This window comes from Synechococcus sp. PROS-U-1, assembly GCF_014279755.1.
GTDB lineage: Bacteria > Cyanobacteriota > Cyanobacteriia > PCC-6307 > Cyanobiaceae > Parasynechococcus.
On the sequence record NZ_CP047951.1, the window covers coordinates 1 to 21,611 of the forward strand.

Here is a 21,611-nt window from a genome sequence, read left to right on the forward strand (position 1 = left end):
TTCGAGAGGCTTTACCCCTTTTCCCCAGGCCCTACTACGACTGTTTTAGTTCTTGTTTTTTAAATCCATAAGAACCAAACAGCCGAACAGAGAATCCCGTTGTGCTGGCCATTGCGCTTCCCCTCAGCCTGTGAAACCGTGGGACACCTCAGCGCGCTCAGGTCGTCAGGACGATGAAGGTGGTCTGTTCACAGTCCGAACTGAATGGCGCCCTTCAGTTGGTGAGCCGTGCGGTCGCCACACGCCCCACCCATCCGGTGTTGGCCAATGTGTTGCTCACCGCCGATGCAGGGAGCAATCGCCTCAGCCTCACGGGGTTCGATCTGAGCCTCGGGATTCAGACCTCTCTCGCTGCGAGCGTGGAAACCAGCGGCGCCATCACGCTTCCGGCTCGGTTGCTCGGTGAGATTGTGTCCCGTTTGTCGAGCGATTCTCCAGTCACGCTTGCCGTTGAGGATTCCGGTGAGCAGGTTCAGCTCACCAGCCTGAGCGGCAGTTATCAGATGCGCGGTATGAGCGCTGATGACTACCCCGACCTCCCCATGGTGGAGAGCGGCATGACGCTCAAGCTGCAGCCTGAACGGTTGGTGCAGGCGCTCAAGGGCACCCTGTTCGCTAGCAGTGGTGATGAGGCGAAGCAACTGCTCACCGGTGTGCATCTGAAGTTCAACGAGCGGGCTCTGGAAGCTGCTGCCACCGATGGGCATCGCCTTGCTGTGCTGCACGTTGACGACGCTCTGCAGGACGCGGCCGTGGTCGACGCCGCAGTGGATGAGCAAGGTTTCGCGGTGACGCTCCCGGCACGTTCTCTGCGGGAGGTTGAGCGGCTGATGGCGTCGTGGCGATCTGATGAGCCTGTCAGTTTGTTCTGTGATCGCGGTCAGGTGGTGTTTCTCGCCGCAGACCAGATGGTGACAAGCCGCACGCTGGAGGGCACCTATCCCAATTACGGGCAACTGATTCCAGATGGTTTTACGCGAACGTTCGGGATGGATCGTCGTGCCCTAATCGCCGCCTTGGAACGCATTGCTGTTCTCGCTGATCAACACAACAACGTTGTGAAGTTCAGCAGTCAGCCTGAAGACGGTGTTGTGCAGATCAGCGCTGATGCGCAGGATGTGGGCAGTGGCTCCGAGTCGCTTCCCGCCAACCTTGAGGGTGACGCCATGCAGATTGCCTTCAACGTTCGATACCTGCTGGACGGCCTGAAGGCCATGGGGACGGATCGGATTGTTCTGCATTGCAATGCCCCCACTACACCGGCTGTGCTTCGTTCCGATGAAGCGCCTGAAGCCTTCACCTATCTGGTGATGCCTGTTCAGATTCGTTCCTGATGTGTCGCTTCCGGATCAGCTTCTCCTCAGCGATCTTCTGAGTCATACCGTCCGTTGTGATCTGGGCTTGGATCACGGGCCTGGGGTGATGGCCTGGATGCATCCCCCTGTGCATCGGCTGTTGGGTTGGGTCAGCCGACCGTCCGCGCTGCGCATGTCGCGTGATGTCTGGCGTTTGAACCAGTGTTGTGGTTTCACGGATCAGCAAGTGTTTGTGCGTGGCGAACCTGCGGTCACTGATCAGGCAACGCTGGAGCGCTTGCCAACGTTGCTGGATGCAGCATTGCTGGATCGCAACGCTGAACGGATCGGCAGCGTTGTGGATCTCGATTTCCGCCCAGCGGATGGAGTGATTCTTCACTACCTGATCGCGCGCAGCGACCCGCGACTGCCAGGGAGTTCCCGATGGCGTTTGGCTCCAGATCGCATCCTTGACCAGCAACCTGGCCAGATTCAAACGGGCCTGATGGGGTTGGATGATCTGCCCATGGCCCGCGCCAGCGTCCGCCAGGATTTGCTCCAACGCACCCAACGCTGGCGGGACCAGTTGCGCACCATGGGCGACCGTGCCGGCGATCGACTCGAGGGTTGGTTGGAGGACTCGCCCATGGATGACTTGCGCCCAGAGACCATTCGCTCCTCACCCGGGAACGCCGAACCAGAGGCTGCCTCTCAGGCTGAGGCTGAGGTCTGGGATGACGACAGCTGGGAGGAAACCCGGTCTCCCCGTCGCCGTCAGGACGAGGACCCCTGGGTCTGACGGTCGGTCGGCAACACTGGGGGCAGGTGCTCCGCGATTCGTGGTTTCCTCCCCTGCGTACGACATAGCTGCAGCCCTGAAGCAGGAAGGGCTCAAGCCCAGTGACTGGGATGAGATCTGTCGGCGGCTCGGTCGTGAGCCGAACCGAGCTGAGTTGGGCATGTTCGGTGTGATGTGGTCTGAACACTGCTGCTATCGCAATTCCAGGCCGTTGCTAAGTGGTTTCCCAACTGAGGGACCTCGCATTTTGGTGGGACCCGGAGAAAATGCCGGAGTGGTCGACCTCGGAGGGGGGCATCGGTTGGCCTTCAAGATCGAAAGCCATAACCATCCCTCTGCTGTCGAACCCTTTCAGGGAGCGGCAACAGGGGTGGGCGGGATCCTGCGTGACATCTTCACGATGGGTGCGCGTCCGATCGCGTTGCTGAATGCCCTGCGCTTTGGTCCTCTCGAGGACCCCGCCAACGTCGGCTTGATGGAGGGAGTGGTGGCTGGCATTGCCCACTACGGCAATTGCGTTGGTGTGCCGACGGTGGGTGGTGAGGTCGCCTTTGACCCGTCCTATTCCGGCAATCCGCTGGTGAATGCCATGGCCCTCGGTCTGATGGAGACCGAGGAGATCGTTAAATCCGGAGCGATCGGTGTTGGGAATCCCGTGGTGTATGTGGGCAGCACCACAGGCCGGGACGGCATGGGGGGAGCCAGCTTCGCCAGCGCTGAGCTCAGCGCTGACTCACTCGATGACCGACCCGCTGTTCAAGTGGGTGACCCTTTTCTTGAGAAAGGGCTGATCGAAGCCTGTCTTGAGGCATTCGCCAGTGGTGATGTGGTGGCAGCGCAGGACATGGGCGCCGCTGGTCTCACCTGCAGCTGTTCGGAAATGGCCGCCAAAGGGGGCCTGGGGGTGGAACTGGATCTGGATCGGGTTCCAGCTCGTGAAACCGGGATGACGGCCTACGAGTTCCTGTTGTCGGAATCCCAGGAACGCATGTTGTTTGTGGTGAAGGCCGGGCGGGAGGAGGCGTTGATGCAGCGGTTCCGTCGCTGGGGACTGCAGGCGGCGGTCGTGGGGAAGGTGTTGCAGGAACCGATTGTTCGGGTCTTGCATCACGGTTCCGTCGCCGCTGAGGTGCCGGCCACGGCTCTTGCCGATGACACCCCGATCGAAAAACATGCCCTGTTGCAGGAGCCTCCAGCGGACCTTCAGGTGCTCTGGACCTGGACCGAGCAGGAGCTTCCGGAGCTGAGCGATGCCGCTGCGGCACTGCTGCAGCTGCTGGATGATCCCACCATCGCGAGCAAGCATTGGGTTCACCGTCAGTACGACCAGCAAGTGCTGGCCAACACGGTGGCGTCGTCCGGTGCTGCCGATGCAGCTGTGGTGCGGCTGAGACCTCAGCAGGGGCAAGGATCCATGGCTGCATCCAACCGTGGTGTCGCCGCCACCGTGGACTGCCCCAACCGTTGGGTTGCGCTTGACCCCGAACGTGGTGCCCAGGCGGCCGTCGCCGAAGCGGCACGCAACTTGAGTTGTGTGGGGGCTGAACCCCTGGCGGTGACCGACAACCTCAATTTCCCGTCACCGGAAACGCCGAAGGGGTTCTGGCAGTTGGCCATGGCCTGTCGGGGGATTTCCGACGCCTGTCGTGCCCTGAACACCCCTGTCACTGGCGGCAACGTCTCGCTGTACAACGAGACCAAACAGGATGACGGCACGATGCAACCAATCCATCCCACGCCGGTGATCGGCATGGTTGGTTGTGTCGACGACATCAGTCGTGTGACCGGCTTGGCCTGGCGGCAGCCCGGTGACTTGATCTTTCTCATTGGCGTTCCGCCGGATGATGTTGCGGATCCCAGCCTTGGTTTGGCGGGCAGTGCCTATCAGCAGCAGAGCCTCGGGTCTTTGGCAGGACGCCCTCCCCAGACTGATCTCGCCGCCGAAGCCGCTGTGGGGCGTGTGGTTCGTGAGGCCATCGCTCAGGGTTTGCTGGCCTCTGCCCACGACTGCAGTGATGGCGGTCTCGCTGTGGCGTTGGCTGAATCCTGCATCGCTTCTGATCTCGGCATCAACGTGACCCTGTCGACAGGTTCGGCGCGTCTGGACCGGGCGTTGTTCGCGGAAGGCGGCAGTCGGGTCATTGTTTCTGTGAATGCAGCGGGCCTCCCTGCTTGGGAGCAGTTGATCGAGGCCAATTCAGTCTTGTCCGTCACCCCGCTTGGCAGTGTCACAGCGGAGCCTCGTGTGATCATCCAATCTCAATCTGCTGTTCAGCTTGATCTTGAGGTTGAACGTTGTGCAGCTGTCTTCCGTGATGCGTTGCCCCGACGGATTCATTCGGAGTGATTGAGTCAGGCGTTGCCTGACGGCCGATTCTCTTCCTTTTCTTTCTGGCTACGGATTCATCATGTGCGGCATTATCGGCATGTTCTGTGTTGACTCTGTCAACCAACAGATCTACGACAATCTGCTTCTTCTTCAGCACCGTGGGCAGGATTCGGCTGGGATTGTCACGATGGACAATCACACGTTCCATGTGCACAAACAAAAGGGACGTGTGCGTGAAGCATTTCGCACCCGAGACATGCGAAAGCTTTTGGGCAATGCTGGTATTGGTCATGTTCGTTATGCGACTCGTGGTGCCGCGGCATCAGAAGAGGAAGTTCAGCCCTTTTATGTGAATGCTCCCTATGGCATCACTTTTGTTCATAACGGCAATCTCACTAACACTCATCAGCTTGAGCAGGATCTGTTCAGGATTGATCGTCGTCACACCAATTCGACGAGCGATACGGAGATGTTGCTCAATGTATTGGCTACCGAGGTTCAATCTCAACTGACTGGACGAGATCTGACGCCGGATCAATTGTTTAATGCGGTGTCATCTCTGCATCATCGCGTTCAGGGGTCTTATGCGGCCATTGCTTTGATTGCGGGCCATGGAATGCTGGCCTTCCGTGATCCCTATGGAATTCGTCCCCTGATTCTCGGTAGGCGTTTGTCCGAGCAGGGTTGTGAGGAGTGGATTGTTGCCAGTGAGTCGCTGGTGATTGAAAACAGTGGCTACGAGATCGTTCGCGATGTGGATCCTGGTGAGGCTGTTTTTATCGACCTCGATGCCAATTTGTATCAGCGCCAGTGCGCCGATTCTCCTCGTTTGATTCCCTGTGCTTTTGAGTATGTCTATCTGGCACGTCCGGATTCTGTAATGAACGGTATTTCGGTTTATGAGTCGCGTTTAAGGATGGGCGATCGTCTCGCTCAAACCATTTCCGAAGCATTGCCGGCTGGTGATATTGATGTTGTGATGCCGATTCCTGATTCAGCCAGGCCGTCCGCAATGCAGGTCGCCAAGCAATTGGGTCTTGACTATCGCGAAGGTTTTTACAAGAACCGCTATGTCGGTCGAACCTTCATCATGCCGGGTCAGGCTGAACGAAAAAAATCAGTGCGGCAGAAACTCAATGCTCTTGGCACCGAATTTGCAGGGAAGAATGTTTTGATTGTCGATGATTCAATTGTTCGTGGTACCACCTCTCGCGAAATTGTTCAGATGGCCCGCAGCGCCGGTGCTAACAAGGTGACCTTTACATCGGCGGCTCCACCTGTCCGCTATCCCAATGTTTATGGGATCAACATGCCGACGCGGGCGGAACTTCTTGCCCATGGCCGAACTGTTGATGATATTTCAGATGTTCTTGGGGCTGATCATGTTGTCTATCAGACCGTTGAAAACTTGCTTGAAAGCATTGTGCAAAATACTGAAATCAAAGATCTTGAGATGTCTTGTTTTGATGGTCACTATGTGACCGGTGGTATTGATGAAGAGTATTTCAAATGGTTGGAGCAGAATTGCAGCTCTTGATCAGGGGGACGTTTGAATGGTGTTGATCACATCAACGATTGTTTCTCCATCTTGAAGAGGAGTTTGTTCAATCAGTTTTTCTCCAGGTTGTGAGATGTTCAGTTCTTCTGGATCCAGGCGCCCGTGACGGTCCTTGCTGGTGCGCAGTCCTGCAAGCCCGGTCCCATCGCTCATTCCCACAAGACGATCAGATTTGGCATCAACCTGAACGGCCATGCTGCCGAGATCACCCCGTTGGTTGTATCTCAGGCCTGAGCAATCGATTCGTCCGATCAACCCCCGTTGGCTGACGAGCATCACTGGTGTCTGTTCTGTGCAGGCGGCTCCAATGATTTGTTCCCCGGGGAGCAATCGCATCGTCATCGGTCCCTGTGCCAATCGACCCATCAACGGCAGCGAATCCTCGGTAATTCGCAGTCGCAGCAGGCGTCCGATATCGCTGATCAGCACGAGTGTTCCCTGGTCGCGGCAGATCACCGCACCGTTGAGCTCGACGCTTTCCTTCAGTTTGAGAACGCTGGTGGCTCGACCGGAGAGATCCACCACCTCGCTGAGGGGAAGTCGTTTGAAGCGACCATCGCTGCTCAGCAAGCCGAGACTGAGTTCATCGGTGGCCTGGCTGGGCAGTGACAGCAGGGAGACGATGCGGTCTCCGTCGAGGCCGGTGGGAAGGAAACGCTCGATTGGTCCGGGCTGTTGTCCGGCGAATTCCCAGCGAACTTGAGCAATGCGGCCGCCGGCACTCACCGCCAGCAATCGCGGTGGTGGTTCGATCGGCAGGATCACCTGAGCCGGGGAGGGTGCATCGCCAATGGGGCAAGGATCATTCAGATGCAGGCGACCGAGCACCTGAGGCGTGACGATTTTCACTTGTCCATCGGCCTGGATCAGCACGCGACCATCTCCAGGTAGTGCGGCCAGGGCCTGTTGACGCAGGAGTTCCGTGTTGGGGCGTTGGCTGGCTGCCCGTTCGGCCATCAGGGCGTCGCCTCCTTCCACCAGACGGGTTCGACGGGGGGTGTTGAAGCGTTTCTTCAATCCCTTGAGTTCCGTGACCATCGCGTCCAGCAGTTGATCCCGGTTGTCCAGGAGCAACTTCAGGCGTTGCCGTTCTGTCCGCAGTTCGTCCAGTTCCTGTCGCAGACTTTCCTGCTCGAGTCCGGTGAGGCGTCTCAGGGGCATCGCCAACACCGCATCGGCCTGCCGTTCGCTGAGGTCGAGTCGCACCATCAAGCTGGCGCGGGCGGAGGCGGCGTCATTGGCCTCCTGAATCATGGCGATCACAGCTTGAAGATTGTTCAGGGCTGTGATCAGTCCTTGCACCACCTCAAGCCGGTCTTCGGTCTTGCGCAGGGCATGACTGGTGCGTCGGATCAGGGTCAGTTCCCTGAAATCGAGAAAGGTCTGCAGCAGTTGGCGCAAAGACAGCTGCAGGGGTTGTCCATCCACCAGCGCCAGCAGGATGGCTCCGAAGTTGCTCTGCAGCGCCGTTCGACGTTGCAAATCCTTCAGCACCTTCTCCGGATCGGCGTCGCGGCGCAGCTCCACCACAACACGCATGCCTTCGCGGTCGCTTTCGTCTCGGATGTCGGCGATTCCGCCAATTTTTCCGTCGTTGACGGATTCCGCCAGCTTTTCAATCCAGCCGGCCTTGCTGAGCTGGTACGGCAGTTCCGTGACAACAACGGCATTGCGCTTGTGGCGTCCTTTGCCGGGTTGCACCTCTTCGGTGTGGGCGACGCCGCGCATGGGGATGCTGCCGCGGCCATGCAGGTAGGTGTCTCGCAGGCCTGAGCTGATCAGCACCTCGCCGCCGGTGGGGAAGTCGGGCCCCGGAATCAGTTCCAGCAGTTTCTCGTCACTCAGTTCCGGCTTCCGGATCAGAGCGATGAGACCATCCACCACTTCTCCCAGGTTGTGTGGAGGGATGCTGGTGGCCATGCCGACGGCGATGCCGGAGCAGCCGTTCAGCAGCAGGAAGGGAAGCTGGGCAGGAAGAACGGTGGGTTCCTGTTGGGATCCATCGAAGTTCGGCGCAAAATCAACGGTGTCTTCACCGATCTCCTCAAGCATCGCCTGATGGGAGATGGGGGCCAGGCGGGTTTCGGTGTACCGCATCGCCGCCGGCGGGTCGTCGTCTACCGAGCCGAAATTGCCGTGGCCGTCCAGCAGTGGGTGTCGGCTGGAGAAGGTCTGAACAAGGCGCACGAGGGCGTCATAGACCGCCTGATCACCGTGGGGGTGGTACTTGCCAAGCACATCACCAACGACCCTCGCGCATTTGCGATAAGGACGATCTGGGGTCAGCCCCAGTTCCTGCATCGCGTAAAGGATGCGTCGCTGCACGGGTTTGAGACCATCGCGTGCATCGGGCAACGCCCGACCCACGATCACGCTCATGGCGTATTCGAGGTAGGAGCGCTGCATCTCTTGATGCAGGGCGATCGGTTGAACGCGCTCCTCAGCCATTCGGTCCGTCGATCTCCGACCGCAAGGCGCTCAGCCTACAGATGATCACTGGCTTTTCTTCCACGTCGCGTTGGCTTGTGCCCGTTCCACACTGTTGGTTAGTTCCGGCTCACTGAGCAATTGTGCCGTCGCTTCACGGATGCGACGACCCCACAGCTGTTCTGCTTGGTGCAACGGCAAGACGTAGTTGGGATTCTTGGCCAGTGCTGTGGAAGCCAGCTGAATCGCTTCTGTGTGCTCGCCCAGTTGATGTAGGGCTGCAGCCAGGGCCAGCATGGGTTCTGGATTGGCCTCCAACTTCAACACCCGGCGCCAGCGACGCACCGCCTCTTGACGCTGGCCCAGCTCATAAAGAACGAGAGCTTGGTTGTTTAAAGCTTCCCAGAACTCCGGCTTCAGTGCGGTGGCTTTTTCGAACGATTCAAGGGCTCGGGGCAGTTCGTCCTGCATGATCCTGGCGTTGCCGAGGTCGAAATAGGCCGCAGCGTTGTTCGGATCCAACTGGAGTCCGCGGGCAATCAACGGAACGGCATCATCCGGTCGCTCTGCCCGCAGGGCAATCGCTGCTTCGGCAAACCAAAGGCCGGCTTTTTCGGGATTGAGCTGCTTGGCGCGGGCCAGAGACCGGCTTGCATCCTTGAGGTCGTTGTTGCGGAGTTGTGCCTCCGCCAGGATCGACCAGAACCGTTCGTCATTCGGGTTGAGCCGGACCGCTAGAGCTGCGAGTCGAGCGGCATCCTTGGCTTGCCCCAGCTGAAGTAATTGCGCAGCGGTTCGCCCAATGCCGATCGATGAACCTTTGAGTTCCTCCTCTGTGGGCAGATAGACGTAGGGGATTAGGGCGTTGGCTGCTGGTGCGCCGAACCAACCGCCCAGGATGAGCAGTGCAACCGCCAGTGTTCGACTGAAGCGAATTCGACGCAGCACTCGACCAACGTTGAAGTGGCTAAAGCGTAGGTGTGGGATCCGGTTGTGCCGCAGCGGCGTTGCGTCGCCACATCCAAGGTTTGATCCGTCGCAGTGCTGATCCCCGCAGGTTCTGATCCCAGACCTCGTCATCCCACTCCTGGACGTTCTCTTGGCTCAGATTCAGAAGCCAAGGGCGTGGCTGCACCTCCGGATCGTTGCTGTGGGGCAAGGTTCGATGGTTCCAAGGGCAGACGTCTTGGCAGATGTCACATCCCGCCACCCAAGGCCCAAGAGCCGCTTGAATGTTCTCTGGTAATTCGTCTGCACGGTTTTCGATCGTGTGAAAGGCCAGGCAGCGCCTTGCATCCACCACAAAAGGTTCACGGATCGCATCCGTCGGGCAGGCATCGATGCAGGCTGTGCAGCGTCCACAGAGGCTTCGCGCTGGCGGGTCGGCGTCCAAGGGCTCTGTGATCAGGAGATGGCCGATCACCATCCATGAGCCCCGTTGGGGGTGAATCAGGTTGCTGTGCTTACCGATCCAGCCCAGCCCGGCTTCCTCGGCCCAGGCTTTGTCCAGCAGCGGTGCAGCGTCCACACAGGCCCGCCACCCACAGTCGGGCCGCTGTTCCGAAAGCCAACGACCGATCCGTCGGAGCCGTTGATCCACAACTCGGTGATAGTCCCGACCCCAGCCATAGCGGGCCACCTTGAGGGACTCTGGGGATGGCTTGGTGTTGACGTAGTAGTTGAGGCCGACGGCGAGCACGCTGTTGACCCCCTCCAACAGAAGCGTGGGATCTCGACGTCGGGGGGCCGCCATCCAGGCCATGTCGGCTTGATGCCCATGGTCCAACCAGCGCTGCAGGGCTTCGGTGCGCAGCTGCAGCCGTGGACTTCCAGGGATCCTGGCAATCCCAACCGGATTGAAGCCTTCTTCGGCGGCGCGGCGCTTCAGAGCCTTACTCAACCTCGTTTGTTGTTCGGTGACATGCCCCTTCATCGACCTTATGGTTGGGCGCTGTTCAGCATCTTCTCCGTGACCGGAACCGAGACAGGACGACTCGCACCTTTGCTGCGGTGGCTTGGCTTGACCCTTGTGGTGATTCTGGTGCTGCAGATGGTGGCTGTGTTGGTTGGCGTTGACTGGAGTGCGGATGCTTCCCGCCCGCAGGTCGCCGGCCCTCTGGTGGCACTGGCTCCTCTGGGCTTGGCCGGCTTGTTGATCTGTCTGATTGGGTCACGGTTGGATCATCCTCAGCAGCAGCGCAGTCCTCTGCGCCTGCTCATCGCTGTTCTTTCAGCACTGTTGGCTCTCGGCATGGTGGTTGCTGTCCCCATGTCTCTCGATGGCGGTGCAGGTGACGTGGCTCGCCTGCGCAATCTTGAGCAGGGTCGTGAAGCTCTTAAGGATGCTCGGGCCTTCCGGGCTGATGAAGCACAGGTGACGTCCCTGGGCGAGCAGCTGGCTCAGGCCGGTCAACTTGCTGCGGATGCCACCGATGAGGACAAGCTGAGGGCGGCGGAAAAAATGGTGGACGATCAGATCGCCCAGATGGAAACACAACTCAAGACCGTTGAGGCCGGCCAGGCTCGCGAATCCAGGCAGCGGTTCATTGGTGGAACCATCACTGCTGTGGTCCTCGCCGTTGCATTTGTGCTTCTCGCTTTCACGGCAGTGCTCTGACCGCTGGTTAGGTTGGTCAAACCTCATTCAAAGCTGGGCGCAGAAGCTCCTTGGTCGAGTCCAATCCCAGACCTGATCTGCCGCTGTCCGCAAGACTTCGGCAGGATCTGAAAAACGACCTGATCGCAGGGTTGCTCGTGGTGATCCCACTGGCGACCACCATCTGGCTGTCAACAATCGTCAGTCGCTTTGTTCTGGCGTTTCTGACGTCGATTCCGAAGCAGTTCAACCCCTTCATCACCCTGAATCCACTGCTTCAGGATCTGATCAATCTGGCTCTCGGTCTCACGGTGCCTCTGATGGGCATCCTTCTGATTGGGTTGATGGCCCGAAACATTGTGGGCCGCTGGTTGCTGGAGTTCGGTGAAGGCACCCTGAGCCGTATTCCCCTGGCTGGATCGGTCTACAAAACCTTGAAGCAGTTGCTGGAGACCTTTCTTCGCGACAATTCCACCCGCTTCCGACGAGTTGTTCTCGTGGAATACCCCAGAGAGGGCTTGTTCAGCGTTGGTTTTGTGACCGGTGAGGTGGGTCCCTCACTTCAGTCCGATCTGAAGGAGCCCCTGTTGAGTGTGTTTATTCCCACTGCTCCAAATCCAACCACCGGGTGGTACACCCTTGTTCCTGCGGGGTCCGTCCGTGAGCTTGAGATCAGTGTTGAAGAGGCCTTCCGAACGATTATTTCGGCTGGCATCGTCAACCCCGATGACCGGGAAGCACCCGTGAATCGCAGTTTCTCCAGCCTCATGGCCCAGTTGCGGGCTTCTGCATCTCCTTCCAGCTGAGTCATGGCGACACGATCCCTTTCACGCGAGCTGGCTCTGCTGGTGCTCGGTCAGGTGCCAGAACAGAAGCCAGCCGCAGTGTCTGATCTGGCCCTTGATTCGATTCTGGATCAGGCCCTCGACACCCTCACCCAGCACTGGCGCGAATCACTTGATGCCAGTGCTGCGGAGCTGGAACAGGCGCAGCAGTTTCTGCTGGATAGTGAGTTGCAGCAGGGCGAAACCGGCACCCATGACGCCGTCCGCACCCATCTGCGCTCGTCATTGAGTTCTGCTGAACAAGTGTTGAATGGCTTGTCTGCAAGCCTCGAGCTGCCTCGGCTGTTGTTGCTTGGGGATCAGGAGCAGATTCGCCGCGGTGCCATGGAGCGGGTTCAGAAGGTGCTCACCCAGCGCGAGGGCATCGATACACGGCTGGATCAGGTGATGGAGGGCTGGAGATTGACGCGACTTCCGCGGATCGACCGCGACATTCTCCGGTTGGCTGTTGTTGATCTGGAAAGTTTGCGGACCCCAGCTCCGGTGGCGTTCAACGAGGCTGTTGAACTGGCGAACCGTTACAGCGATGAGCAGGGTCGCCGGATGATCAACGGCGTGTTGCGCCGCTTTCATAACGCTCAATCCAAAGCATCGGCCTGATGGTGTTCAACTGGTTCGAGCGACAGGCTGAGGAGTCTCCGAAACCGGAGCCGACGCCTACTCCCGCGCCGACACCGGAGCCCACTGCGGTTCCGGCTGAAGCGGCTGTCTCACCACCGGAGCCGACGCCGGTTCCTGCAGCAAACGAGGAGGAAGATGAGGCCTTGGTTTGGGCCCGTGAGGCCTACGCCCGCTTGAAGGCACAGCAGCAGACCGCGACGCCTTCTGTTGCCCCTGCCCCAACTCCTGAGCAGAGTCCAGAACCAACCCCCGCACCAACGCCAACGCCGTCACCAATCCCGGCATCGGCACCCCTACCGACTCCCTCCCCGCTACCAACTCAGCCACCAACCCCAACGCTGTCACCAGCACCAGCACCTGGGCTGTCGTTGCTCGAGCAAGCCGCTGCTCAACGCCAGCAGCGTCAGCAGGATCTGGACGACAGAGCCTTCGAGGCTCCCCCTGCACCCACTCCGGCTCCAGCGCCCGAGCCCACCGTCGATTCGGAAGAGCCACGGCTGGGTGACTTTGATCAGGATTTCACCTGGTCGGCTGAGGTGCTTGCGGCCCAGGGTCGACGTGTTGATCAGGTTTCCCTCGAAGAAATCGATTGGTTGGGCCGGTTACGCCGCGGCCTGGAAAAGACCCGTCAGGGTTTTGTGACCGGTCTTCTCGAGAACCTTGGTGACGACCCGCTGACGCCGGAGGTTCTCGATGATCTCGAAACCTTGTTGCTGAGGGCTGATGCTGGCGTTCAGGCCACCGACCAGGTGCTGGATGCACTGCGGCAACGGATGAATCAGGAGGTGGTTGACCCTCAAGAAGGGATTCGCTTCCTCAAGGAACAGCTGCGTGGCCTGTTGGATGCGCCCATTCAGGCCAGCGGTGTTCCCCTTCTGGCTCCGGAACGGGATCGGCTCAACATCTGGTTGATGGTGGGGGTGAATGGCGTAGGCAAGACAACGACCCTTGGGAAATTGGCCAACCTGGCTGTTCGCAGTGGTTATTCGGCTCTGATCGCGGCTGCGGATACCTTCCGGGCTGCCGCCGTCCAGCAGGTTGAGGTTTGGGGCGAGCGAAGTGATGTTCCTGTGGTGTCCAACCCCAGTAGCAATGCTGATCCAGCTGCCGTTGTTTTCGATGCCATCGGCGCAGCCCGCTCACGCGAGGCGGATTTGCTGTTGGTGGACACCGCCGGACGGTTGCAGACCAAACACAACCTGATGGAAGAACTCCAGAAAGTCAGGAAGATCATCGACCGTTTGGCGCCGGAGGCGAAAGTCGAATCCCTGCTGGTTCTTGATGCAAGTCAGGGTCAGAACGGGCTTCGTCAAGCGATGGCCTTCGCCAAGGCGGCTGGTCTGACCGGCGTTGTGATCACGAAATTGGACGGCACAGCCCGTGGCGGCGTCGCCCTAGCGGTGTCGTCCGAGGCTGGATTGCCGATTCGTTTCATCGGTGCTGGTGAAGGAATCCGCGATCTGCGCCCCTTTAACAGTTTTGAATTCGTTGAGGCTCTGCTGGCTGGACGCTGAAGCGTTGCTACCTTGCGGATCCTGGGGGTGCGAGGTTGAGCAGCAAGCCACCCGGACGCCATTCCAGCCCTCAGCAGAGTTTTGGGAATCCCTCGCCTCAGGCGATGGCATCGCTGCGTCAGCTGTTTGACAGCCTCAGCAGCGAACAGCGCCGCAACCAGGACCTGTTGGTTTCCTTGGGGTTTGCCCTCCGCAGCTTCACCAACCTTCAACGCTTTCTCGAGCTTGTGCCCGTCGTGGCTTCGCGTCTGGTGGGGGTTGAAGGCGCTCTGCTCGTTCCATTTCAGACGGATGGTCGCCTCTGGCGTGATCAGCTGCAGGGGAGACCGGTCGAGTCGTCTCAGGATCTGTTGCGGCGTTTGGCCGCTTTTGAACCCGGATCTGCAGCGGGTTTTGGCAGCGACGACCAGCAGCTGCTGGAGCTCGATCGTCTCGTTCAACGCTGCCTTCCCAAAGCGGGATTGTTCGCCACGTCTGTGACGGCCCGTGGTCGGTCGCGGGGCCGCCTTTACGTCTATGCCCGCAACGGTGCGTTGGTCTGGACCGAGGTGCATCGTCGGCATGTCCAGTTGGTGGCGGATCTCGCTGGTGTTGCGATCGAAAACGATCAAATGCTGCAGGACGCTCGCCGTCACGAGCGGGTCGACCGACAACTCAGCATCGGAGCGGAGATTCAGGCCCAGTTGTTACCGGATCGCTGCCCCGTGATCGAGGGCGTCGACCTGGCTGCGCGTTGCCGGCCCGCCTTTCAGGTGGGTGGTGATTACTACGACTTCATTCCCACCCGTCCGGAACTGATCGGCCGTCGTCGAGAGCGGGGTCGCTGGGCGCTGGTGATGGGAGATGTCATGGGCAAAGGCGTTCCTGCCGGGCTGCTGATGACGATGTTGCGGGGGATGCTGCGTGCTGAGGTTCTCAGCGGGTTGCCACCGGATCGGATCCTTCATGACCTCAACCAGCTGGCTCAGGAGGACCTCGCGCAATCCCACCGGTTTGTGACGCTGTTTTATTCCGATCTGGATCCGCGCACGTTGCGGTTGCGCTACGCCAACGCGGCCCATAACCCTCCCCTGCTCTGGCGTGCCGAACGACGGGTGATCATGCGGCTCGATGCCGCAGGGCTGCTGATCGGTCTTCAGCCTGAGGCTGAGTTTGCCCTTGGGGAGGTTCGCCTTGAACCGGGAGATGTGTTGCTCTATTACACCGATGGTGTGACGGAAGCACCGGGGATCACCGGAGATCGTTTCGATGAGGCGCGGCTGATTCGTGCCCTTGAAACGGCATGCCGCAGTGGTCAGGGGGCGCAGGGAATTCTCGAAAGCCTGTTTGAACGTTTGGATCGCTTTGTTGGTCCGGATCGTCAGCTGGAGGATGACGCGTCCCTTGTGGTGCTGAAAGTTCCGGAAGCGGTCACGTTGCCGAGTGTGCAGGGACGGTCAATCGCCTGACAAGCTGAGGAAATCGACGGATGAACTGATGTCTGGTGGGGTGACCGGTGGTGCTGCAGGCACCTGGAGTGATCGGTTTGAGCAGGGTCTGCATCCCTTCATTGAAGCGTTCAATGCCTCCATCGGTTTTGATCTCACCTTGCTTCAGGAGGATCTGGATGGGTCGATTGCCCATGCCCGGATGTTGGCAGGCGCAGGAGTGATCACGGAGGCGGACGCTGAGCAGCTGGTGGAGGGCTTAGAGACGGTTCGCACGGAGGCGGCGTCCGGCAGTTTTCAGCCCGGTTTGGCCGATGAGGATGTTCACTTCGCCGTGGAACGTCGGTTGATCGCTCTGCTGGGTCCAGTGGGCAAAAAACTGCACACCGGACGGAGTCGCAATGATCAGGTTGGTACCGATCTCCGTCTCTGGTTGCGGCGGCGGTTGGATGGTCTGGATCAGGATCTGCAGCGGTTGCAGATCTCGTTGCTGACCCAGGCGGATCGTCATCGCCGCACGATGATTCCCGGTTATACGCATCTTCAGCGGGCGCAACCGCTCTGTCTTGCTCATCACCTCCTCGCTTACGTCGAGATGCTGGAGCGTGACCGTGAGCGGCTCCAGGATGTGCGGAAACGCGTGAACATCTGCCCGCTTGGGGCGGCTGCCCTGGCGGGAACACCGGTGCCGATTGATCGCCAGCGCACGGCGAAGGAGTTGGGTTTTTCAGCGGTTTACGCCAATAGCCTCGATGCCGTTAGCGACCGTGATTTCTGCGTTGAGTTCTCCGCTGCTGCATCCCTGGTGATGGTGCATCTGAGCCGTCTGGCGGAGGAAGTGATCGCCTGGGCGTCGGAGGAATTCGGCTTTGTTCGTCTGAGTGATCGTTGCGCCACCGGCAGCAGCTTGATGCCTCAGAAAAAAAATCCAGATGTTCCCGAATTGGTGCGGGGAAAAACTGGTCGTGTCTTCGGGCACTTGCAGGGCTTGTTAACGATGATTAAAGGTCTTCCGCTGGCTTACAACAAGGACTTTCAAGAAGACAAGGAAGCTCTGTTTGATGCCTTCCGCACAACGCGTGATTGTGTTGAAGCGATGGCGATTTTGTTTGAGGAAGGGCTTGATTTCAGAGTCGAGCGCCTCAATGAAGCGGTGGAGCAGGACTTCTCCAATGCAACGGATGTGGCTGACTATCTGGTGGCTCGTGGTGTTCCATTTCGCGAGGCTTATCAACTGGTCGGTGCTGTCGTCCGGCGCTGTCTTGAGCAGGGTTGTTTGTTACGGGACCTTGATCTGAGTGCCTGGAAGGAACTCCATCCGGCCTTTGAGGCGGATCTTCATGACGCCCTGGCTCCCCGGGCCGTTGTGGCGGCCCGTCGCAGCGAAGGGGGAACGGGATTTGAGCGTGTTGATGAACAGCTTCAGCGTTGGTTACAGCGTTTCAACGGAAGTCAAGCTGTGGGATGACTCTCCCCCATAAACGGGTCTACGCTTGATTCGCCAGAGGTATGTCACTTCGTTCCGGAGTCATGGCCCGATGGCAATGTTCCAGGCCTCTTCGGTCCACTGTTTCGTACCCGGTCCACGCAAAACGTGAGCATTTTTGTCGGCAACCTTCCCTTCCGCGCTGAGCAGGAAGATGTGATTGAACTGTTTGCCCAGTTCGGTGAAGTGACCAACTGTGCGCTGCCCCTTGAGCGGGATACGGGCCGTAAGCGCGGTTTTGCTTTCATCGAGATGGCGGATGAGTCCACCGAGGACGCAGCGATTGAAGGCCTTCAGGGTGCAGAACTGATGGGCCGTCCTCTTCGGATCAACAAAGCTGAACCTCGCGGAAGCGCTCCCCGTCGCGGCGGTGGTGGCGGCTACGGCGGCGGTGGTGGTGGCGGCTACGGCGGCGGTGGTGGTGGCGGCTACGGCGGCGGCGGTGGTGGCGGCTACGGCGGCGGCGGTGGTGGCGGCTACGGCGGCGGCGGTGGCGGTGGTGGCGGTGACCGCCCATCCGGCGCACGCGGCTGGGAAGACCGCAGCTACGGAGCTCGCGACAACAGTGGAGAGGGCAATGCCTACGACGAAGGCCGCAGCCGTCGTCGTCGCGGATCCTCCAGTGGTGGTGGTGATGACTACTCCGGTTACGGCGGAGCCCAGGGCTGACGCCAGCCCTTGATCAAAGTCCTGCGTCTTTGAGCTGCTGCCCGGCATGGACCAGGACATTCAGGTCGGCTCCGGGTCGTTGGGCTTTTTCCCCCAGCTCCCGGCGCCAGTGGCGAGCACCACGCACGCCCTCCACAAGCTGCACCAGGTGACGGCATAGGTCCCACAGACGTCCCCCCCGCTCCAGATGAACGGCCGCATGGGGGAGCAACCCCTGCACGACGTCTGACGCCAGGATCTGGCGCGACTCCTCTCCGAAGATCAATTCATCGACGCTGGTCCAGCGCAACGGATGGCTGTAGGCCGCTCGTCCCACCATGGCGCCATCGCACCCTTCCAGCGCCAGAAGGCAGTCTTCAGGTGATTCCAGCCCTCCGTTGAGTTCAATCACCAGATCGGGCCGGCGTTGTTTGAGAGCCACCACCCGTTCATGCTGCAGGGGAGGAATCGTTCGGTTTTGCTTGGGATCCAGGCCCTCCAGCCAGGCCTTACGGGCATGAACTGCGAAGCGACTCGCCCCCGCCAGCGCCACCCGATCCACGAAGTTCGTCAGTAAGTCGTCACTGTCGAGATCGTCAATGCCGATCCGATGCTTCACGGTCACGGGGAGTCCCCCTGCGTCCACCATGGCTTCCACGCAGCGGGCGACCAGATCCGGTTCTGCCATCAGACAGGCGCCGAAGTTGCCGGCCTGCACCTTTTGACTGGGGCACCCCACATTGAGGTTGATCTCGTCGTAGCCCCAGTCCTGAGCCAGCCGTGCGGCTTCGGCCAGCAGGGCTGGATCGTCGCCGCCAATCTGCAGTGCGATCGGATGTTCAACAGGATCGAAATCCAGCAGCTTGTTGCGTCGCTTGCTGTGGTGCAGTGCCTGGGCTACCACCATTTCGCTGTAGAGCAGGGCCCTGCGGCTGATCTGCCGCATCAGCACCCGGAAGTGGCGGTCGGTGCAATCCAGCATCGGCGCCACACTGAAGCGGTAGGCAGCGGTGGATCCGGCGGCAGTCATCAATCCATTAGAACCGCCCATGATTCCTGCGTCAGCGTCGATGAGCTTGAGTGCCGCCGTTCTGTCCCGTCGTTCGCTGCTCTTGGCTGCAATGGCAGGGGTTTTTGGCAGTCTCTGGAGACCTCAGGCCGTGCTGGCAGCGTCCAAAGCGGGTGACTCCGCATGGGATCTCGATGCCGACCAGTGGCGTGAGCGTTTGTCTCCCCAGGCCTATGACGTGTTGCGCAACGAGGGGACTGAACGCCCGTTCACGAGTCCGCTCAATGGGGAGAAGCGTTCCGGCACCTATCACTGTGCAGGCTGTGATGCGGCGCTGTTTTCCTCGGAAGCCAAATTCGACAGCGGCACCGGTTGGCCCAGCTTCTGGCAGCCCCTGGATGGGGCCATCGCCACGAAAGTAGATTTCAAATTGATCCTTCCGCGCACGGAATACCACTGCAGCCGCTGCGGTGGGCACCAGGGCCACGTGTTCAATGATGGACCTCGACCCACTGGCAAGCGCTATTGCAACAACGGTGTCGCCCTCCGCTTCCAGCCCGCTTGATCTGATCGTCGTCGGCGGTGGTCCTGCCGGATACCTGGCAGCAATCACTGCAGCCGAGCAGGGGGTTCGGCATGTGCTGGTGCTGGAAGGCACCCCCGAGCCGCTCCAGAAGGTACGTATCAGCGGTGGGGGTCGTTGCAATGTGACCCATGCCTGCTGGGACCCCCGTGAACTGGCCACCCATTACCCCCGTGGCAGTCGCCCCTTGCGTGGCCCCTTCAGTCGCTTTGCCTGCGGGGATACGGTCGCCTGGTTTGACGAGCATGGGCTCACGCTGGTGGAGGAGCCCGATGGACGGATGTTCCCGCAGCAGAACCGCTCCGAGGCGGTGATCCATTGCCTGCAGAAGGCGGCCCGGGCCTCGGGTGTTCAGCTGCGTACCAAGGCCATGGTCCAGCAGGTGCGCGTTCACCCTGAGGGGGGGTTTGTGCTTGAGGGCCGCGGCCTTGAGCTGCCATTGCGTTCACGCTGCCTGATGCTCGCCACTGGCGGTCATCCCAGTGGTCGAAAACTGGCGGAGGCCCTGGGCCACCAGGTGGTGCCGCCGGTGCCATCGCTGTTCAGCCTCTCGCTGCAGTCGCCTGCCCTGGCCCCCTGCAGTGGCATCGCCATCGACGATGTGGGTCTGGATCTGAAGCTGGGTCAGCAGCGTTTCCAGCAGACCGGGCGGGTGCTGATCACCCACCGTGGTCTGAGCGGGCCGGCCACGCTCCGCCTCTCAGCCTTTGCGGCCAGGGCCCTGCACGCGAGCCATTACGCAGGTGAGCTCAAAGTGGATTGGAGTGCAGGTCTGGGCCGTCAAGGGGTGGAGCAGCGACTGCAGCAGTGGCGCCAAGAGCAGGCCAAGCGCACCCTTGCGGCCGCCAAGCCCTTCGAGCATCTGCCACGGCGGCTCTGGCAGGCTTTCCTGACCATGGCTGGGGTAAAGCCTGATCGGCGTTGGGCCGATTTGCCGATCAAGGCGGAGCGTCATTTGGTGGAACTGCTTTGCGCGCAGCGTTTGTCGATCAAGGGACGTGGGCCGTTTGGGGAGGAGTTCGTCACCGCCGGCGGTGTCGCCTTAGGGGACGTCAACCTGGCCACGATGGAGAGCCGGCGCTGTTCCGGTCTTTACCTGGCTGGTGAACTGTTGGATGTGGACGGGGTGACTGGCGGTTTCAACTTCCAGGCCTGTTGGAGCGGTGGCTGGCTGGCGGGTCAGGCGATTGCCGCCATCCTCACTTGATCTGATCAAACACGGTGAACATCGGCAGGTACATCGCCAGCAGGATGGATCCCACGATGCCGCCGACCACCACGATCATTGCGGGCTCGAGCATCGAGGTCAGCGCTTTAACCATCGCCCCGACTTCGTCTTCGTAGAAGTCCGCCACCTTGCTGAGCATCTTGTCCATCTCGCCGGTTTCTTCGCCAATGGCCAGCATGTTCAGGGCCATGTCTGGGAGCACCTTCTGACGGATCAGTGCATTGCTCAGCAGCACACCCTCCTGAACCATGCCCCGCGAGGCGAGGATCGCATCGGAAATGATCGAGTTGCCGGCGGTTTCGCTCGAGATCTCCATCGACATCAGGATCGGCACCCCCGCCCGGGTGAGTGAACTGAAGATTCGACAGAACTGAGCCGTTGCTGTCATCAGGATGAGTTCGCCGAACAGCGGCAGTTTCAACACCAGCCGGTCGATCGTCCGACGGCCGTTGTGGGTGGCGTAAAACCGGCCCAATAGCCACATCGCCAGCAGGATTACCCCCAGGGCATAGAGCGCGACGGAGGAGCGCAGCAGTGCGCTCAGATCAACGAGCAGTTGAGTGAAGGCTGGTAGTTCGGCCCCCAGGTCTTCGAAGATCCCCGCGAAGGTCGGGATCAGAAAGATGGTCATGCCGAGGAACACCAGGATGGCGATCACCAGCACTGCCACGGGATAGCCGAGTGCTCCCTTGATCTGGTTCTGAAGTTTGGCGTTGTCCTCGAGCAATTTGGCCAGTCGTTTGAGGGCTTCATCAAGCACACCGCCTGCTTCCCCGGCTTCCACCATGGCGATGCTGAGCTGGTCAAACACCTTCGGCCACTGGCGCAGAGATGTTGCCAGCGCGATGCCCTCATTGACGTCGAGGCTCACTTTCGTGAGCGCGCGTTTGAACATCGGCAGTTTCTGCTGCGTGGCCATCAGATCCAGGCTGCGAACGATCGGGACCCCGGCATCGACCAAAGCCGCCAGCTTGCTGGCGAAGACGGCCTTTTCTTTCACGCCCGGTGCTTTTTCAAACAAGCGGTTGAGGTCGAATGAACCGAGACCTCCTTCTGCGGCCGCATCTGCCTTGCCGTCCTGGGTGTTTCCAGGGGTGACCGGTCGCAGTTCATCGGCACGGATGCCTCGCCGGCGCAGCAGTTTTTTGGCTTCTCCCACGTCGGCTGCCTTGATGGTCACCGTCCGCGGTTGTCCTGTGGGACCGGAGTAAGAGGCAATGAAGGCGGCCATCGGTGCTTACCTCCT

The 21,611-nt window shown here is 60.1% G+C and carries 18 protein-coding genes; 13 read left to right on the top strand and 5 right to left on the bottom strand.

Annotation, left to right across the window (positions count from 1 at the left end):
• The first annotated feature begins 173 nt into the window (after window positions 1-173).
• From dnaN to purF, 4 genes are all read left to right on the top strand, one after another.
• Window positions 174-1,334, top strand: coding sequence for a DNA polymerase III subunit beta (gene dnaN, locus SynPROSU1_RS00005; RefSeq protein ID WP_186570991.1), 1,161 nt, complete (start codon window positions 174-176; stop codon window positions 1,332-1,334).
• Between the two features lies 1 nt (window position 1,335).
• The gene (locus SynPROSU1_RS00010; RefSeq protein ID WP_186570992.1) at window positions 1,336-2,094 is read left to right on the top strand and encodes an RNA methyltransferase; all 759 of its coding nucleotides are present in this window, start codon (window positions 1,336-1,338) and stop codon (window positions 2,092-2,094) included.
• Between the two features lie 40 nt (window positions 2,095-2,134).
• Window positions 2,135-4,441, top strand: a complete 2,307-nt coding sequence (gene purL, locus SynPROSU1_RS00015) for a phosphoribosylformylglycinamidine synthase subunit PurL (RefSeq protein WP_186570993.1) — start codon at window positions 2,135-2,137, stop codon at window positions 4,439-4,441.
• A gap of 61 nt (window positions 4,442-4,502) precedes the next feature.
• Window positions 4,503-5,960: an amidophosphoribosyltransferase gene (gene purF / locus SynPROSU1_RS00020; RefSeq protein ID WP_186570994.1), complete on the top strand. Its 1,458-nt coding sequence runs from the start codon at window positions 4,503-4,505 to the stop codon at window positions 5,958-5,960.
• On the opposite strand, the gene SynPROSU1_RS00025 is transcribed toward purF, so the two are convergent.
• The 3 genes from SynPROSU1_RS00025 to queG are packed head-to-tail and all read right to left on the bottom strand — an operon-like array spanning window position 5,961 to window position 10,341.
• Entirely contained in the window at window positions 5,961-8,429 is a 2,469-nt protein-coding gene (locus SynPROSU1_RS00025; protein ID WP_186570995.1) for a DNA topoisomerase (ATP-hydrolyzing) subunit A, read from the bottom strand.
• Window positions 8,430-8,474: 45 nt separating this feature from the next.
• Window positions 8,475-9,356 carry a tetratricopeptide repeat protein gene (locus SynPROSU1_RS00030; RefSeq protein WP_186570996.1) on the bottom strand — a complete coding sequence of 294 codons (882 nt, stop codon included), beginning with the start codon at window positions 9,354-9,356 and terminating at the stop codon, window positions 8,475-8,477.
• A gap of 19 nt (window positions 9,357-9,375) precedes the next feature.
• Window positions 9,376-10,341, bottom strand: coding sequence for a tRNA epoxyqueuosine(34) reductase QueG (queG, locus tag SynPROSU1_RS00035; protein WP_186570997.1), 966 nt, complete (start codon window positions 10,339-10,341; stop codon window positions 9,376-9,378).
• A gap of 36 nt (window positions 10,342-10,377) precedes the next feature.
• On the opposite strand from queG, the gene SynPROSU1_RS00040 reads away from it, so the two are divergent.
• From SynPROSU1_RS00040 to SynPROSU1_RS00070, 7 genes are all read left to right on the top strand, one after another.
• Window positions 10,378-11,025: an HpsJ family protein gene (locus tag SynPROSU1_RS00040; RefSeq protein WP_186570998.1), complete on the top strand. Its 648-nt coding sequence runs from the start codon at window positions 10,378-10,380 to the stop codon at window positions 11,023-11,025.
• A 50-nt stretch (window positions 11,026-11,075) separates the two neighbouring features.
• Window positions 11,076-11,810 (top strand): DUF502 domain-containing protein, encoded by a 735-nt coding sequence (locus SynPROSU1_RS00045; protein WP_186570999.1) that lies wholly within the window; start codon window positions 11,076-11,078, stop codon window positions 11,808-11,810.
• 3 nt (window positions 11,811-11,813) lie between these two features.
• A complete protein-coding gene (gene nusB / locus SynPROSU1_RS00050; RefSeq protein WP_186571000.1) occupies window positions 11,814-12,449 on the top strand; it encodes a transcription antitermination factor NusB in 636 nt (211 codons plus the stop codon).
• Window positions 12,449-13,984 (top strand): signal recognition particle-docking protein FtsY, encoded by a 1,536-nt coding sequence (gene ftsY / locus SynPROSU1_RS00055; RefSeq protein ID WP_186571001.1) that lies wholly within the window; start codon window positions 12,449-12,451, stop codon window positions 13,982-13,984. The genes nusB and ftsY overlap by 1 nt, the downstream gene beginning before the upstream one ends.
• Before the next feature lie 35 nt (window positions 13,985-14,019).
• The gene (locus SynPROSU1_RS00060) at window positions 14,020-15,432 is read left to right on the top strand and encodes a PP2C family protein-serine/threonine phosphatase (RefSeq protein WP_186571002.1); all 1,413 of its coding nucleotides are present in this window, start codon (window positions 14,020-14,022) and stop codon (window positions 15,430-15,432) included.
• A 28-nt stretch (window positions 15,433-15,460) separates the two neighbouring features.
• Window positions 15,461-16,879, top strand: a complete 1,419-nt coding sequence (argH, locus tag SynPROSU1_RS00065; protein WP_186571003.1) for an argininosuccinate lyase — start codon at window positions 15,461-15,463, stop codon at window positions 16,877-16,879.
• Window positions 16,880-17,005: 126 nt separating this feature from the next.
• A complete protein-coding gene (locus SynPROSU1_RS00070; protein ID WP_186571004.1) occupies window positions 17,006-17,566 on the top strand; it encodes an RNA-binding protein in 561 nt (186 codons plus the stop codon).
• Window positions 17,567-17,579: 13 nt separating this feature from the next.
• Here the strand turns inward: SynPROSU1_RS00070 and dusA are convergent, their stop codons facing one another.
• On the bottom strand, window positions 17,580-18,575 hold the full coding sequence (gene dusA / locus SynPROSU1_RS00075; protein WP_186571005.1) for a tRNA dihydrouridine(20/20a) synthase DusA: 996 nt from the start codon (window positions 18,573-18,575) through the stop codon (window positions 17,580-17,582).
• 40 nt (window positions 18,576-18,615) lie between these two features.
• Between dusA and msrB the strand changes: the two genes are divergently transcribed.
• Window positions 18,616-19,119, top strand: a complete 504-nt coding sequence (gene msrB, locus SynPROSU1_RS00080; RefSeq protein ID WP_186571006.1) for a peptide-methionine (R)-S-oxide reductase MsrB — start codon at window positions 18,616-18,618, stop codon at window positions 19,117-19,119.
• Window positions 19,091-20,344, top strand: coding sequence for an NAD(P)/FAD-dependent oxidoreductase (locus tag SynPROSU1_RS00085; RefSeq protein ID WP_186571007.1), 1,254 nt, complete (start codon window positions 19,091-19,093; stop codon window positions 20,342-20,344). The genes msrB and SynPROSU1_RS00085 overlap by 29 nt, the downstream gene beginning before the upstream one ends.
• Here the strand turns inward: SynPROSU1_RS00085 and SynPROSU1_RS00090 are convergent.
• Window positions 20,337-21,596, bottom strand: coding sequence for a type II secretion system F family protein (locus tag SynPROSU1_RS00090; RefSeq protein WP_186571008.1), 1,260 nt, complete (start codon window positions 21,594-21,596; stop codon window positions 20,337-20,339). The two genes, SynPROSU1_RS00085 and SynPROSU1_RS00090, sit on opposite strands and share 8 nt — an antisense overlap.
• Window positions 21,597-21,611: the final 15 nt, after the last annotated feature.